The sequence below is a fragment of the Methylobacterium sp. WL8 genome (assembly GCF_008040045.1).
GTDB lineage: Bacteria > Pseudomonadota > Alphaproteobacteria > Rhizobiales > Beijerinckiaceae > Methylobacterium > Methylobacterium cerastii.
Genome location: NZ_VRVF01000095.1, coordinates 1 through 14,430, shown reverse-complemented (window position 1 = coordinate 14,430; position 14,430 = coordinate 1). Strand labels below are relative to the sequence as shown.

At 61.7% G+C, this 14,430-nt stretch carries 20 protein-coding genes; 4 read left to right on the top strand and 16 right to left on the bottom strand.

The window, feature by feature from the left end; genetic code table 11:
• Positions 1–96 (top strand): IS3 family transposase (locus FV234_RS27120; protein ID WP_348643084.1); only part of this gene is annotated, 96 nt, incomplete at its 5' end.
• Positions 97–172: 76 nt separating this feature from the next.
• On the opposite strand, the gene FV234_RS23010 is transcribed toward FV234_RS27120, so the two are convergent.
• On the bottom strand, positions 173–394 hold the full coding sequence (locus FV234_RS23010; RefSeq protein ID WP_147831904.1) for a hypothetical protein: 222 nt from the start codon (positions 392–394) through the stop codon (positions 173–175).
• Positions 395–517: 123 nt separating this feature from the next.
• Here FV234_RS23010 and FV234_RS23005 point away from each other — a divergent pair, with 123 nt between their 5' ends.
• Positions 518–769, top strand: coding sequence for a hypothetical protein (locus FV234_RS23005; RefSeq protein ID WP_147831902.1), 252 nt, complete (start codon positions 518–520; stop codon positions 767–769).
• Between the two features lie 8 nt (positions 770–777).
• Here FV234_RS23005 and FV234_RS23000 read toward each other — a convergent pair whose 3' ends face one another.
• From FV234_RS23000 to FV234_RS22990, 3 genes are all read right to left on the bottom strand, one after another.
• Positions 778–1,638: a class I SAM-dependent methyltransferase gene (locus FV234_RS23000; protein WP_147831900.1), complete on the bottom strand. Its 861-nt coding sequence runs from the start codon at positions 1,636–1,638 to the stop codon at positions 778–780.
• Positions 1,639–1,996: 358 nt separating this feature from the next.
• On the bottom strand, positions 1,997–3,145 hold the full coding sequence (locus FV234_RS22995; protein WP_147831898.1) for a hypothetical protein: 1,149 nt from the start codon (positions 3,143–3,145) through the stop codon (positions 1,997–1,999).
• Positions 3,146–3,284: 139 nt separating this feature from the next.
• Complete coding sequence (locus FV234_RS22990) at positions 3,285–4,334, bottom strand: hypothetical protein (protein WP_147831896.1); 1,050 nt, start codon at positions 4,332–4,334, stop codon at positions 3,285–3,287.
• A gap of 492 nt (positions 4,335–4,826) precedes the next feature.
• Here FV234_RS22990 and FV234_RS22985 point away from each other — a divergent pair, with 492 nt between their 5' ends.
• Together FV234_RS22985 and FV234_RS22980 are read left to right on the top strand one after the other, a co-directional pair.
• Positions 4,827–5,894: a WcbI family polysaccharide biosynthesis putative acetyltransferase gene (locus tag FV234_RS22985; protein ID WP_147831894.1), complete on the top strand. Its 1,068-nt coding sequence runs from the start codon at positions 4,827–4,829 to the stop codon at positions 5,892–5,894.
• Between the two features lie 239 nt (positions 5,895–6,133).
• Positions 6,134–7,231 carry a P63C domain-containing protein gene (locus FV234_RS22980; RefSeq protein WP_147831892.1) on the top strand — a complete coding sequence of 366 codons (1,098 nt, stop codon included), beginning with the start codon at positions 6,134–6,136 and terminating at the stop codon, positions 7,229–7,231.
• Positions 7,232–7,303: 72 nt separating this feature from the next.
• On the opposite strand, the gene FV234_RS26350 is transcribed toward FV234_RS22980, so the two are convergent.
• The 12 genes from FV234_RS26350 to FV234_RS22925 all read right to left on the bottom strand — a co-directional run bounded on the left by FV234_RS26350 (position 7,304) and on the right by FV234_RS22925 (position 14,348).
• The gene (locus FV234_RS26350) at positions 7,304–7,441 is read right to left on the bottom strand and encodes a hypothetical protein (protein WP_187273780.1); all 138 of its coding nucleotides are present in this window, start codon (positions 7,439–7,441) and stop codon (positions 7,304–7,306) included.
• Positions 7,438–7,998 carry a hypothetical protein gene (locus tag FV234_RS22975; protein WP_147831890.1) on the bottom strand — a complete coding sequence of 187 codons (561 nt, stop codon included), beginning with the start codon at positions 7,996–7,998 and terminating at the stop codon, positions 7,438–7,440. The genes FV234_RS26350 and FV234_RS22975 overlap by 4 nt, the downstream gene beginning before the upstream one ends.
• Before the next feature lie 53 nt (positions 7,999–8,051).
• Complete coding sequence (locus FV234_RS22970; RefSeq protein ID WP_147831888.1) at positions 8,052–8,372, bottom strand: hypothetical protein; 321 nt, start codon at positions 8,370–8,372, stop codon at positions 8,052–8,054.
• A complete protein-coding gene (locus FV234_RS22965; RefSeq protein WP_147831886.1) occupies positions 8,369–8,770 on the bottom strand; it encodes a FeoB-associated Cys-rich membrane protein in 402 nt (133 codons plus the stop codon). The genes FV234_RS22970 and FV234_RS22965 overlap by 4 nt, the downstream gene beginning before the upstream one ends.
• A gap of 3 nt (positions 8,771–8,773) precedes the next feature.
• Entirely contained in the window at positions 8,774–9,253 is a 480-nt protein-coding gene (locus FV234_RS22960) for a 3TM-type holin (protein WP_147831884.1), read from the bottom strand.
• A 4-nt stretch (positions 9,254–9,257) separates the two neighbouring features.
• Complete coding sequence (locus FV234_RS22955) at positions 9,258–10,100, bottom strand: hypothetical protein (protein ID WP_187273779.1); 843 nt, start codon at positions 10,098–10,100, stop codon at positions 9,258–9,260.
• A gap of 218 nt (positions 10,101–10,318) precedes the next feature.
• The gene (locus FV234_RS22950) at positions 10,319–11,761 is read right to left on the bottom strand and encodes a hypothetical protein (protein WP_147831882.1); all 1,443 of its coding nucleotides are present in this window, start codon (positions 11,759–11,761) and stop codon (positions 10,319–10,321) included.
• Positions 11,758–12,234: a hypothetical protein gene (locus tag FV234_RS22945; RefSeq protein WP_147831880.1), complete on the bottom strand. Its 477-nt coding sequence runs from the start codon at positions 12,232–12,234 to the stop codon at positions 11,758–11,760. Before FV234_RS22945 ends, FV234_RS22950 begins: the two co-directional genes overlap by 4 nt.
• Positions 12,234–12,923 carry a hypothetical protein gene (locus FV234_RS22940; RefSeq protein ID WP_147831878.1) on the bottom strand — a complete coding sequence of 230 codons (690 nt, stop codon included), beginning with the start codon at positions 12,921–12,923 and terminating at the stop codon, positions 12,234–12,236. Before FV234_RS22940 ends, FV234_RS22945 begins: the two co-directional genes overlap by 1 nt.
• Before the next feature lie 24 nt (positions 12,924–12,947).
• Positions 12,948–13,154 carry a hypothetical protein gene (locus FV234_RS22935; protein WP_147831876.1) on the bottom strand — a complete coding sequence of 69 codons (207 nt, stop codon included), beginning with the start codon at positions 13,152–13,154 and terminating at the stop codon, positions 12,948–12,950.
• The gene (locus FV234_RS22930) at positions 13,147–13,575 is read right to left on the bottom strand and encodes a hypothetical protein (protein WP_147831874.1); all 429 of its coding nucleotides are present in this window, start codon (positions 13,573–13,575) and stop codon (positions 13,147–13,149) included. The genes FV234_RS22935 and FV234_RS22930 overlap by 8 nt, the downstream gene beginning before the upstream one ends.
• Positions 13,572–14,348, bottom strand: a complete 777-nt coding sequence (locus tag FV234_RS22925) for a hypothetical protein (protein WP_147831872.1) — start codon at positions 14,346–14,348, stop codon at positions 13,572–13,574. Before FV234_RS22925 ends, FV234_RS22930 begins: the two co-directional genes overlap by 4 nt.
• Positions 14,349–14,430: the final 82 nt, after the last annotated feature.

Genomic DNA, 14,430 nt, shown 5'->3' with positions numbered 1-14,430 from the left:
TTGTTCGCCTACATCGAGGGCTACTACAATCGGCAGCGCATCCACTCGGCCCTGGGATACATCACACCCGAGCAAGCCGAACGGAACGCGAGCTAACCCCCCTGTCCGTGGAACCGGGGGAGGATCACTCCACCACGACGCGGTCGCCCCCGATGTCCGCGAGGGTTTCCACCTACGTGCCGGGCCGCCGGCCGCGGACGTAGCCGTGCGAGATCAGCCGGTCGCGCTGCAGCGTCCGGCGCTCAGCCTCCGCGAGGTCGGACAGCGCGTCCTCGATCGCCCGCACCAACGCGATCCAGACGTCGCCGCGGGCGGCCCGGCGGTAGGCGAGCGCGATCGTCTCGGCCTCGCTCAGCCGGATCTCCACAGGCGGTTCGTAGGGCTGGGGGTGCATCGCTGCCTCGGCTCCGGCAAGAACGGAACCGGAACAAACAGCATGCGTATCGACGGTTCAACCATGGCGACGACGGCCAAGCGCGAGGCGGTGAGATGGTGTGGAAGGCGGGGTAGAAGACCAATGCCGACGCCGCTTTACCGCTTCCACTGCACGGACGGGCACGAGCTCGTGGCCGATCTGCAGGGCAAGCGGCTGCCGACCTGGGCGCTGATGCGTGTACATGCCGAACGCGTCGCGCTGGACGTAATGCTCTACCAGGCGCCGCGCGATTGGTCGGCCTGGACGGTCGAGGTCTACGACGCGTCCGGCCGGCACGTGGTGTCGAAGCCGTTCGTAGATGTGCTCGCCGTCCGTTTGGCGCGACAAGGCTGACCAGTACTTCAGCGAATTATTCGTTTCCGAAATTTATTTTTTAGAAAAGTTAACATGGTTGGCGGCGAAAAGGCGGACGGATACATTGAACGATCGGCTTTGCGAAGCGTGATGATGTCGTGGTTTCCATGGCCGGGGGATCTAATGCCTTCCACCCGCAGACCAGCTTCACGCGCACGCGCGACTACGAATTCGAGCGAAGTGTACGTGGTGCCGTACTCCGTTACGGAGATATCTTTCTGCTCGCTATATCCTGAAGTGAAGTAGAAACCGTCTTCGTCAGGCCGAGGAGATCCCATCGCATGCCAAATTGGATCGCCGTGCGTGGTGATGACAAGAAGCCCACCTGGGTTAAGGCACTTTTCTAAACGTTTTAACCACCGACTCCAAGTAGGCTTCGGCATGTGAGTAAAAAACGATACAGATAAAATAACATCAAATTGGCAAGGCGGGGTAAATTCTTCAGGGACTGAGCTCGACTTGAATGCTTCAACGCCGATCGACGACATGAAGCTGATGGCGTCTTGGTGTACATCACTAGCAAAGATCTGAGTTCCGGGGAGGGCTTCCTTCATCCAACGCGAAACACGCCCATACCCCGACGCAAAATCTAACAATGAAAAATTGTTTCTTGAGGGCGAATGCTGAATAATATGGTCTTTAAAAAAATGAGCTAGGCCCCTGCCTTCTAACATATAACGGACAGAGGCTAAAGACTCATCTTTATTTTTACTATTGTCATAATCAAACCAGTACATAAAATCATTATCGTGTATTAGTCCGCTAACGCCGAACTGTGAACCTACGGAGTTGGAAGCTTCGATTTCAGACGGGGCTATTTTTCGCATTTCAGTCATGTCGAGATTCACCTTAAAACTTATGTCGTGTTTGGCAGTATTTTTATTGCAGTTGAATTTTAAGGCTCGTTCGGGTTATAAGTAGGCTTGCGTTGGCCTGATGCACATTACTGCACGATTAGCCGGCTTGGTCGGTCGATGTCTACCACGCATTGGGCCGGAACGTGGTGTCAAAGCCGTTCGCGGACTTGCAGGCCACTCGGCAGGCGCGGAAGGGGTGAGGATTTTGCCGTTGGCCTATCAGGCGAGTAGCGTCGCACCCATACCGCTCACCGTCGCCCTCGCCCTCTTCGGGATCGATCTCCCTCTCACCGCTGCGCTTCAGCCAAATCATGTGGTCGAATGCAATAAACCTGCGTTGCTTTCGCATCTACATCCATAGGCGCGAGATCCGACGAACTAGCGACGGCCTTATATGCGCAGCAGGTGGTATCGCAGGATAAGGAATCCGTCCCTTGTGGAATTGTGAGCCACACGACCAGAATTCATCACTCCGACCTCCAATCAAACCTATTCCAACGGGCACTTTTTCGTAGGAAGGATTCATCTTGCCTGCTGACCAGATGCGCTGCCAACAATTGCGGACATCCATATTAGCCTCCATACCCATTAGAGGCTCACGACCAGAAACTGAGAAAATGCGGGACGCAGCACAACCCTCTGGGATCCACACCCAGGCTGAAAATACATACACTGCCTCGGAATCAAAATCAGATGGTGAGACCGCTTTAGTGAAGGCGCTAAGTTGATGTCCCGAGTGTCTTCCGCGGTGGTAGCGTAATTTTGTGGAAAATTTTAGTTGTTGAAAATGATCCGCATACAAGGCTGACTCTGGCACTTGGTGACGTGCAGCGTATGCGCTATCACAAAGGCGCGCCCATGGTTCAATATCAATGTCCCAAGCCTTCTCCAGAGGCGCGAAACGTCGGACGCTCCCTTCGAGTATAAGCGGAGCAACGCTGCGGACTGGCTTACAAATCCAATCTGACCCTTCCTCTGTAACTCTTAGCAGGGTCGAAGGCCCATGACGCCAGATTGCCTGCGCCAATCTGTCGAAGTCAGATTCGCTTTCTCCCGGACCGACTTTGCGCACTAGTATTTTTGAACCAGCCGCCAATTCTAGTAGAAATTTGTTTTTAAGATGAGCGATCCTGCCATATTCTTTAACAAGTAAAACCTCAGGATCGATATCACCAACCGCGTGCGCCGTATTCATCCAAAAATTGTAGCTTCGGCTTGCGCAGTAATAATAATCAGTTTCAGTTTTTTCAATTCTTAAGTCGCCTGAGGAGCCGTATGAATCGAAATTGGTTTCCAATGCGCGTATTAAATCATCAAGCGGTGTAAAATTGAAGCGCAATAGGCCTGACGATTCGGCTCCGCAGGCACGCTGAACAAATCCGAACTCACAATTTCCACCTAAACTTTGAAAAGACCCCAGACGTTCTGTCATATCAGGAACGACAACATTGTTTGCTATGCTCGGATGTCGTGTTCTAATTCTCGAAATTCGTTTCACCTAGGAGCGCTCTTTATCTGAGACAAACAAATATGACGTCATATATAAATCAAACTGTCCAAAGTTTTTAAGCTTTCGCCACTTCCTTAAAGCCTATATTTGAAGGTCGGTAAATATTTTAACGCTACCTGTATCACAATCAAGACCAGCTCTTAGCGAAAGACATCAGCACCGCGTCCGACATGGCAATGTCGAAGACCAGCATGTCGGCGACCGCCTTCACGGCGCGAAGGCGCTCGGCCAAGGCCAAAGCCTCGTCTGAGATCGGAACCGGCGCCGGCAGGGGCACACTGCCCTCCATCCCGATCTGGTCGAACAGGGTGGAGGCGAAAGCGTCGAAGTAGGTCCTGTGTCCGACGACCCCGAGGCGCGCCAAAATTTCGATCGCGACGATGGAATTCCCGGGGTGGAGCCGGTCGTCAGGCAGCCGCGTTCCGAGCTGGCGCGACAGCGGGTTGTAGAGGAGGTGGTAGGCCTGCTCCGGCAGCATCCGGAAGAAGCGCTTCAGACTTTTCGGATCAGTGTAGTCGTAGTCGGCGGCGAACAGCGCCGCCTCGGCATAGCGATCGACGCGCCAGCTGGCGTGATCCTCGGCCACCACCTTGGATCGCGCCTTCAGCCACAGCATGCGCGTGGCCATCTCCACATGCGGATCGTGGACCAGGATCGCCGACAGCATGCGATCCGGCGGGAAATACTGCTCGTAGCGCGGCACCACGAGCGCGCCGGCGATAAGGCGAGAAGTTGGCGTCTCGTTTCCGAGGATGCTGGTCACGATCTCGTCGGAGAGTTTGTGGATGCCGAAATGGGATTGCTGAAAATACGGGAACAGCGCGTTCTGCAGGCCGACTTCGGGATGGATCCCGGTGTCGATCAGAAGCACCCGACGATCGATCAGGCCCTCGCGCGGGACTCGTCGATAGACCAAAACATTTGTGTCGGCGTCATAGAGCTCAAGATTTTTAACACTCGATAGCTCTGGAAACGCTGTCGTCGTGAGCAAAAAGATGCATTTTCCAGTAGAATGCCATCCCAGCTCTCTGAACTGGTCCGCGGTAATGCTGGCCGGTAATTCTAAAACGCGCTTTCCATTGATCGATAGAATTACGCGACTTGTTTCCAGCGGATTGTCTGGGACAATCCAGCCCCGGATTTCTTCTCCTGAGTCATAATCGATGTGAAAGCGCATAACTTCGCATACACCAGAAACGAAGGGACCGTGGAAGTGGTTGTGCCGCCGGGCACCAAATTGCTGCTACTCTAGCTCGGCTGGACCACCTCCGACCAGACCCATGGCATCACCAGCACCGATCCAACCTGTGCCTTCCGACGCTCGGGCCTGGCGTGACGCGCTCGAGGCCATGAAGCCGACCACGGCGCCGTGCTTAGGGATGTCGGGGGCCCGCTGGGAGGAGGTGCGCGCGGCAGCGATCGACTTCCTCGAGCAGTCCAAGCAGAGGACCGCGGCGCTCGACTGGGGGCCATAGCGCGGCAGCATCCCGAGCAGAAAAAAGGGCTGCCCGAAGGCCTACCTTGTAAATAATGCTCTATGAGCAACACCCCTGCCCATAAAATTGGCAGCAGTCCGCCTCTTTGATCATTATAGGGTTGATCTTATCGAGAAGGCTATGTGAACCTGAGCGGAGATTGAATTTGCCCATTGATAGGATTGGCTGCGTTCATGCTCGATATAGCCAATCTGCATCGTCTGCGCTATCGACTGTCCCAGATTGATCCCTTCCATCGCCGGATCTCAGGGACACCACGCATACTGGTGATTGGCGTCTGCCAGGGGGCTGCAATCGCCCGCGCAATGCGGTTTCTGGTCCCCGGAGCCGAGATCCGCTTCATCTCCGCCTTCAAGGCTAAGCGCTTGTTCTCGCGCATGTGCGACCTGCTCGCCGAGGCAGATTGCTACGACCACGTGTTCTCCAACATCTACCTGCCGTCGTTCAAGGATGGTGGTGACATCGAGACCCTACGCACCCATCCGCGTTCGGTGCTGATTCCAACGATCGTCTTCTCTGCCTTCCATCCAGACTTGGTGAATGTCGGCGTGCAAGACGCCGCTCAGCTAACGGGCTTCATCTCAGGGCCGATGGGGCACGCGCACTCCGGACTTGCTCTGTTCGGCTACCGAGCCGGTCTAGCGCCGGAGCAGACATTGCGGCTCTTCACAGAGCCGGTGTACCGGCGGCTCGGCTATTTCGACGGCTGGGAAGCATCGGTGGCGCACCTGCGCTTTCTCGGACGACAGGCCGGCTACGACCTCGATACGCTGCTCGTGCGCTGGGCCCGACGAGGCTGCTTCATGCACGCTAACAACCACATCAAGATGCACGTCGCTGCCGACCTCGCCCGCGGGCTGCTCGACAAGGCCGGCATCCCCTACGGAGCTTGCGACCTGGACGCCTACCTCCCGGACGACCTAGGCGGGTTCGGGTGCTGGCCGATCTATCCTGAGATCGCCGCGTTCTACGGCGTGCCGGGTAGTGAGCTATTCCTCAAGGCGGCCACGCCGCGGACCGGTCCAGCGCACACCATGACGCTCGAGACGTTTATCGCTAGGAGCTACGCGGCCTATGCTAGGCACCCGCTGGGTAAGCTCGTTTGCCGCCCCGTAGACGCTTGGCTAGCCGACCCCGAAGCCTCTGCTTTTCTGCGTGAGGCGGCGAACGCTCCGAGAGGCTGTGAAGGGCTCCATCCTGCACACGAGGGAACTCCAGCCCTGCAAGCTGCGGCAGAATGAGCCTGGCTTCATCTGGGTCGCCCACTGCGGCGCCCTGATGATCAGCGGGAAGCACGTCCGCGCGATTGAGCCCGACAAGATCCGGTTCGGAATGACGACGTACTACCGGAACCTGCCGGGGCGGCCCGTCGGCGTGCCGGTGTGGGAGGTTGGGCGGTAGGCGGAAGGAGGAACCTGAGGCGCCCCTTGTGCTACCGTCGATAGCATCTCATATTGCTATCGAACGGTAGCAGGAGGCGATGATGGACGAGCAGCGTAAGAAGGCAGATGCTAATCGGGTTGGGTATCAGCCCGACATTCAAGCTCTTGACGAACTTAACAATCGCTTCCGCAAGGCGGCGAATGCGCGAATGAATAAGCTGAGTCCCGAGCAGCGAAAGGCTGCCGCTTCAGCCGGCGCTGCTGCTCGATGGGCGAAAGCCGATCCTGAGCGCGCCAACCTTCCTCGAGCCGAGTTTGGCAACGACGATCGCCCGCTGAAGATCAGTGGGATGGAAATCCCGTGCTATGTCCTCGAAGACGAGCGGCGGGTTCTGACGGCAAACGGATTTCAAGACGCTCTCAAGATTGCTCGCGGTGGGAGCATGAAAGCGGGTATGAGTCGGTTGGAGCTTTTTGCCAGCGGAAAGCTCATAAACCCATTTATCGCCAAAGACTTGTATGAGCGAGTCAGCAACCCGATTTCCTTCATCACTCCGGGGGGCGCTCGTGCCTATGGGTATGAAGCTGAAATTCTGGTTGAACTGTGCGAGGCCGTTCTAGCCGCTCGCCAAGCTGGGCGCTTGATGCAGCAGCAGATGCCGATCGCTCAGCAGTGCGAACTCATCATGCGCGGTCTCGCGCGCGTCGGCATCGTGGCGCTCGTCGACGAAGCAACCGGCTATCAAGTCGTTCGCAAGCGCGATGCACTCGCCAAGATCCTTGAAGCGTATATCTCGAAGGAGCTTCTGCCTTGGGCGCAGCGGTTCCCGCTAGAGTTTTACGAAGGCATTTACCGCCTTCACAAGTGGGAAGACCTAGATCCTGCCAGCCGATCAAAGCCGGGCTACGTTGGCAAGCTGACGAACGCACTTGTCTATGAACGCCTTCCCGAGGGGGTGCTACAGCAGCTACGGACGCAGAACCCGGTTGATCATGAAACCGGCAAGCGGAAATTCAAGCATCACCAGTTTCTCACCGATGAGATTGGCAATCCGCACCTTGAAAAGCACTTGGCAAAGGTGATTGGACTCATGCAGGCGTCCGATAGCTGGATCGAGTTCAAGCGTCTATTTAAGAAGGTGTTCAAAGTCGAGGACGGGGAGGCGCCCCGCGGTCGCGGCACGGTTCGGATCTGAAGCCCAGAACGCAAAGAGCCCCGCACGGCGAATGCCGGCGACGCTGAGTCGGAGGAACGAGGCAGAGGGGCCTCACCCTTCGGGCGGTGGATCGCGGGAAGCGGCCAGGTCGCGCATGACACCGATCAGCACCAGCATGACGATCGCCCCGCACAGGGCCGCCATCCAGAGGTGGCCGGACGTGAAGGCGCCTTCGGGGCAAGACTTCATGCCGGCGGCGCGCCAGGCGGTAGGTTCGACCCAGTGCGGAACGTGTCCCGGCTCCACATCGGCATCATTTCGATCAGCGGCTTGGGATCGGGGTGGACCGTGACGACCGTGACGGCGGCCACGATGGCGAAGATGAGCCCGCCCACGATGACGGTCCGATTGCTCTTCGGGACCTGCCCGTTCGCCGCCCCGCGCGGCAGGATGTGCATGAGCGCGGCCACGATCGACATGAGCTTCAGGATGCCGAAGATCTCGGAGTCGGTGAACGTCCGGTCGAAGCCGCTAAGCCTTGCGATGGCGCGAAGCCCGGCCTGACCGCTCTGTGACATCCAGCCCAGCGCAATCGCGACGATCAGATAATCGACGTATGCCTGCGACCCCGTCCATACCGCCACCGCAGCCCTGACGGAATAATAGCACAGGGCCATGAAGGCGATCACGCAGAGGACCACGTCGACCGCGATATTGAGATCGTTGTTCGCCAAGACGATGTCGGCGATCAGGTAGATGAAGGCGACGATGCCGATGACCCATGACGCCGAGCTGCGGATGTTCACCGGCGGTGGGTCTTCGGCTGAGACCGGGAGGCCTCTTTCATCCAGCTTCAGCCTCACGACCTGCGCCCCTCATTGTCTTTCGGCCCGTCCAGACTTTCCAGCATGTCCTCGACCAAGTTCCGGATCTCGCTGGTTCGGCCAGTCGGATATTTCGCGGCGGTCTCGGCGGTTCGCTGCCGGATCTTCTGGCGCTCCACCTGCACACGCTCATGGTGGGCCCTGGCAGTCTGCGCGACCTCGCCCGCCACCTCACCGACCTGGATGCGTGCGCAGACCATGCGCTCGAAGGCGGCATCCACCTGCTTCGACGCTTCCGGCGCATCGGGGTGATGCCGCGGGAAGAAGTGCAGCATGACGCGCTCCCAGAGGCTCATGAAACGCCTCCGGCTCGGATGCCGCGGATAAGGTCGAGCAGGCCGGTGACCATCTGACCGATGTTCGCGAACCCGTGCCGGGTCTCCTGGGCCGTGAGGGCCATCTGCTGCGACAGGTCGCCAAGGGCCTGCGTCCGGCCCGCGAGCGTGGTCTTCATCTCCTGGAGGAGTTCGCGGTCACGCTCGTCGCCGGCGGCCACCGTACCGAGGGCCAGGATCAGCTTCTCTCGATCAGCCAGCGTGATCGCGTTGACGGCCTTCAGGTCGTTGTAGAGGTGCCGGATCACCAGCCCCGCGATCACCAGGAAGATCAGCAGCAGCACGATCGTCGCGCCGAGGACGCCCTGCTTGAGGTAGGCGTCCGCAGTCGCGTCGATCGTGGCCTGCGCGTTCGGCATGTATCAGGCCTTCGGCGCGATGGACGGCGCGGCCACACCCTTGACCTTGTCGTATGTCCGCAGGCCCGCGATCCCGAGCATGCCGGTGAGCAGCGTCATCAGCACCTCGGACGGCGGCACGGGCGGCGGCGGGAAAGCGATGGCGAGTGCGGCACCTGCGATGCCGGTAGCCCAGGCGACGATTGGCTGGCCGAGCGTCGCGTAGAGCAAGCCGATGCCGCAGACCCAGCCGACGAAGGGCCGCCAGCCGCCGACGAACATGGACGGATTTTGCGCCTCGGCGGTGTTGGTAGCGGCCTGGGCCTTCGCGATCTCGGCGGCGGCCATGGCGGCCGACGACTCGCGTTCGGCGAGCACCTTTTGCAACTCGAGCGAGGCCTGCGCCTGCTGTGCGGGGTCCGGCACGAACCGCCCGATGATGTTGGAGATGGCTTCGATCGCGGCGGGAGCGGCGGCGAGACCGGCGAGGAGACCTGCGGCCATGGGTTCAGACCTTCTTCGGGGGGAAAGCGATGCGCAGGCGCTCGGCCATGCGGGCGAACAGGCCGGGCGCGGGCTGCTGGTCGTCGGCGCGCGGCGCGGGAGCGAGGCTGATGCCGCTGTTGCGCGGCGCGGGAGCGACGAGCGGTCCGGCGGGGACCGGCGCGAGCGGCTTGGTGTCGACGGGGATGGTTCGGACCGCCCCCGCGACCGCGCCAGGGCGGTGGCCGGCGGCGATCAGCGCGGCACGGAAGCCCTGCGCGTGCTGGCCGATCTCGGCGGCGCGGTCCTGGCCGTTGATGATGCGGCGGGCCCCGGTCCAGTCGGCGCGGCCGGCGGCGAAATAGTCCGCCAGTTTCTTGCCGGTGAACCAGCCCTCTTTCATCCCGACGAACAGGATGGCGGAAGCGATGTCCGGGTCCATGGCGAAGTCGGGTGTCTGCTCGAGGTCGGTGAGCATCGGCACCATCCCGAGGTCGCGCAGGCGCGACGTGGCGCGGCGATAATTCGACCGGCCGGTGAGCTGCAGCAGCCCGCGACCGCAGAACAGCGCGCCGTCGCCGGCCTTCGTGTTACCGAGCTCCTTGGCCTTCGCCGGTCGAGCCCCGGTGATGTCGTACATGCGGGTGTAGTAGGCGGCGCCGCCCTTCTCCTTGACCGGCTGCATCGTCCACCCGGTCTCGATCGGGCAGGTGCCGAGGGCGTAGGCGAGGTGATCGGTCGGCGTGTCGGGCGGGCAGGCGTCGAGGATCGCCTCCATGCCAGAGACCTGCCCGGTGGTCAGGCTACCGGGGAACGGGCGCAAGCGGACAGCCTGGAAGAACGCAGCCCTATCGAGCTCTGCGGCCATGGTCAGGTTCTCACGATGTCAGAGAGCAGCCGGCGAACCGGCGATGGGTGATCAGCGGCGCCGGGCCGGCGGGCAGATGCGGGCCGGGATCATCTCGATCATCACGGCGATGCAGACCGGGTGGTGAGCCCGATGACGCGCGGCCATGGTGGGCGAGCCCAGCGCGCAGAGGAGCGCGAGGGAAAGGAGGCCGCCTAGAACGAGAGAGCTAAAGCGCATCACTGCGCGAGGCCGTTCGTCAGGAGGCAGGACCGGACACCGTTGATCGCGGAGGCGAGAGCCGCGTTCGAGGCCGAGCCGTCTGTCGGAAGGGCCGCGGCGAGCGAGCATTTGCCGACGGGCGCGGCCCCGTTGAACCCGACCGGCTTCGGGAAGCTTACCCCCGCCGCATCCTGCCCGAGGACCAACCTGTTGTCGGTCGAGTAGCTGAACACGTTGTCGTCGGCCGTGCCGGCGCCGTTCTTGATGCGGATGACCGAAGCCGCACCGTTCAGCATCTGAATCGCGGCATAGGTGCTGGCACCGGTGTAGAGACCTGTCACCGCCGTGCCGAAGTTGGCATACGCCTGAACCAAGTTGGCGCGGTTGACGAAGCCCGCGCTGTCAACCGAGTTCTCGGCGACCATGAACCCGGTTCGGAACGGCACCGTGTTGTAGGGGTTCGTGATGAACCCGGCGTCGGGCTTGTCGCCCGCCCGCGCGGTCGCCACGAACGAGGCGACGTAGCGTGAGAGGAGAAACGAGGTAGGCGGAGGGGCATCCGCTCCATCTTGGCGGATCACCTCACCCTCGAAGCCGATCACGAAGTCAGGCACCGTTCCTGAAAGGGCTTGCGCAAGGGCGATGCCCCCGTAAGCACCTCCGCGCGTGCCTCCGGCCACGATGCCGTGGAAGCGCCCGCCTTCCACAAAGGTGGTTGCGCCGCCGACTTGGTCGATAGCCTCGCCAAAATACCCCTGCACCCGCGCATTGGCCGCGGTGCTCCACTTGTAATTCGCCCGGTAGCTCGCGGGCGCGTTGTCGGTGCCGCTACCAGCCCCGCTCGTATGCTTCACGCCGACATCGAGGGCGGCTAGGTCAGCAGCCGGAGCGGCGGACGTGCCGCGGCGCATGGATTGCCGCGTCGTGCGGAGATCCGGGCTGGACGAATAATAGAAGCCGAAGCTGTCCGAGAGCTTGCCCGAGCCGACGAAGCTCGCGCCGGGTGCGATGTTCCAAGAGACCGAACGCCCGTTTGGAAGCACATTGCTCGCCAGTCGCCACACACCGGGCGGAACGTCGATGGCGACCGCGCTTCCGGTCGGGACGCTGTTGACGGCCGCTTGAAATGCGGCGGTGCTGTCGGCCACCCCGGTCGGATCTGCTCCAGGTCTGTCAGCCATGTTCAGGCGGTCCGCCGCTCGCGCGGCTAAGGTGCGAGGGACGCCACCCGGAATCGCCGTTGAGGTCGATGAGACATCGCCGGTCGAGCCGGAGCCCTGGATCTGCAGCACGTCGGGCGTGATCGTGAACTTGCCACTCTGCCGTTTGCCAAGCGTCACGGGGCCGAGCTTCAAATTGCCGGCGCCATCGAGCTGGCCGGGCGGAAGCACCTGCTGCGCGGCGGCAGGAGCAGCGAAGAAAATGGCCGCCAGAGCGGCAAGAGTGAAACGCGCAGTCATGCGAAAGTCCACAGGTTCGATCCGTTGGAATGGAAAGCGAGCTTCTGGTAGGGCGAGCCGAGCGCAACGGAGGGCTGGCCGGCGATCGTGTCCGTTCCCGCAGCAGCGACGGTGATGGTCAGACCAGCGTCGGCCGAGCACGCACCGGTCTCGTCGGCCACGTAGAGAACCTGCCCCGGAGCGTAAGCCGCTGCGGACGGCAGCGTCACGAGACGGGCAGCGGTCAGGGCGGTCAGGGCGGTCAGGGCGACATAGGTGTCTGCCAGCACCACGACATAATTCTGGTCCGTGACGGCTTTCCTGCCGGTGCGTGCGAGCCGAACACCTCCTGGCGTGCTGCCGTCGTGCACGCGAAGGGCTTCGCCATCCCAGATCGGCTCACCAGGCGGCCCGACATAGGCGCGCACCGATGCACGATCAGGAAGGTCGCTGGCGGCGCCCTGCCGCGCGAATTGCCGGGGCTGGCGGGCCATCAGGTGCTCCAGTCGTTGGACGGGTCGGGACTGCCGTCGAAAGCGAAGTCGAAGGCCGCGGCGCCAACGATCGCCGCGTACTGGCGGACGTCGGCCGCCGATCCTCGAGCGGCAGCTGCCGCACCGCTGGCGACTGAGACTGCGTTGGCCGCGAAAGCCGCACGCTCCTCGGCAGCCGCCTGTGCGGTCGAGGCTGCCGCGGCGGCGGCCTGTGCTTCCTCGGTGGAGGCTGCCGGGGTCGTCTTGACCGCCTGGCCAGTGGACCAATCCGACGAAGAATTTGTATTGGCGAGCTTGACGTAGAGGGTGAACGGGGAGGGATCGACGGACAGGAAGATGAATCCGGCCGGTTGATTGTTGAGGCTGGCGCGTTGCGTGAAGGGGGCGGCCGCATCGAACCGCAGCGGCAGAGCAGCGTCGAGCTTCGACAGCAGATCGTTGATCTGCAAATTGGTCGTGACCGCCGTGGACCAGTACGGGCCACTGCGCTGGGTTGCGAAGTCCGCCCGCCCGGCTAGCGTGTCGCCCGGCCAGGGCTGGGCCAGCGTGATCTTGCCGGGGACCGAAAAGGCGATCGGCACCGCCAGCCCTGCCAACAAGAACAGGTCGCCGGCCCGCTCAATGAAAGACGTGCCGATGCCGACGACCTCCGTCGAGCCGGCCGTCACAGAGACGGTAGGATCAGCCATGCGAATGTATTCCGAGAGGAAGGGTCAGCTAGCCGCTGGCTTGCGGAAGCGGTCTTTCACGGCATCGCGCGCATCGAGCCACGCGAGCGTTTCTGCCGGCAGCGGCTCACCGTGCTGGTAGGCGCGCAACCCTTTGGCGATCGCGTCGAGGGCGTCACCTGTGATCGGGTAGTGCTCGGCGCGATGCGCGCGGTGGTCCGAGCCGTGGTGGAGCGTCTTCGGCTCACGCATCAACCGCCACCTCGAACACACCCGGCAGGTACGGGACGGACAGCACCCGCACGGTGTAGCGGCACGGGTGCTCGAAAGAGAGCGTCAGGGCCGGGTCGGTCCAGTCGTAGAGGGTCGGCGTTGTGAACGGCGTCGAGATCTCAACGCGGCACGGGACCGGCAGCCTGCTGAGCGTGAAGCGATCAAGGACTGCCGGGCATTCCGCCTTCGCCTTGAACTGCCGGAGCGCGACTTCCACAAAGTAGCCGGCGACGATCGCCTCAGGCGCCAGTATCGGCCCGCCGAGGAGGATGCGCTCGCCGCAGGCCATGGCGTCGGTGGTGAACGCGATGCCCTGGTGCCCAGCGTGAAGGATCGCACCGTCGGCGCCATACTCCACGAACCCGGCTTGCGTAATGTAGTCTTTCACCGGCTCGGTCACTTCGACTGCTCCAGCACCACGATCTTTACGCCGCCGATGCCCTGGCCGTTGGTATGTTGGCAGCGATAGGTGAAGTTGCCGACACCTGGGTTCTCGATCGCAGCAATGCACATCGAGCCGGGATAGAATTGGAGGTTGCCGCTGTCGGGCTTGTAGAGAGCGAAGCTGGCGGGGACGGTTTCAAGCGGCGCGCTAACCCCGTCACGGGTGATGAGGAAATTGCCGGGCCCCGCCTGCGATCCAGACGCGGAGTTGCTTCGGAAGAACGCCAAGATGACCACGTTGCCGGAGCCACGCAGATTAATGCTGACGCCTGTCGACGTGCCGGACGAGGCGGCGGCCGCCACCTGCGTCGCAGCCGCGTCGAACAATTGCCCGTTGACGATGAGCTGCTGCGCCGCGAGCGTCCGTGCTGTCAGCGTGCCATCCACGATAACGTCGCCGCGGATCTTGAGGCTGTAGGAGACAGCGCCGTCGAGGCGGCGCACCCCGTCGAACACGAAGCCGCCGGTTTGCCCATCGATCGACCCGGTGACGCCGAACTGCACCGACTGCCCGTTGATCGATGTGCCGTAGGTCGTGAGCGTCGCGGTGTGTCCGGCCTGCGTGGTGCTGAGGGCCTGGATCGAGGACGCCTGCGTCTGCACCTGCCCGTCGATCTGGCTGGCGTAGGCGGACAGGTTGCTGATCGCGGTGGCCTGTCCCGCGATGGTGCCGCCCTGGCCATTTGGCCTGCCTCCTGAAAAGTGGTCCTCCCTGAGGTATGGCTTCAAGCCATGTGGAGGATATTTTCATGGGACGGAAGAAGCATACGGCTGAAGAGATCGTCGCCAAGCTGCGTCAGGTCGATGTCTT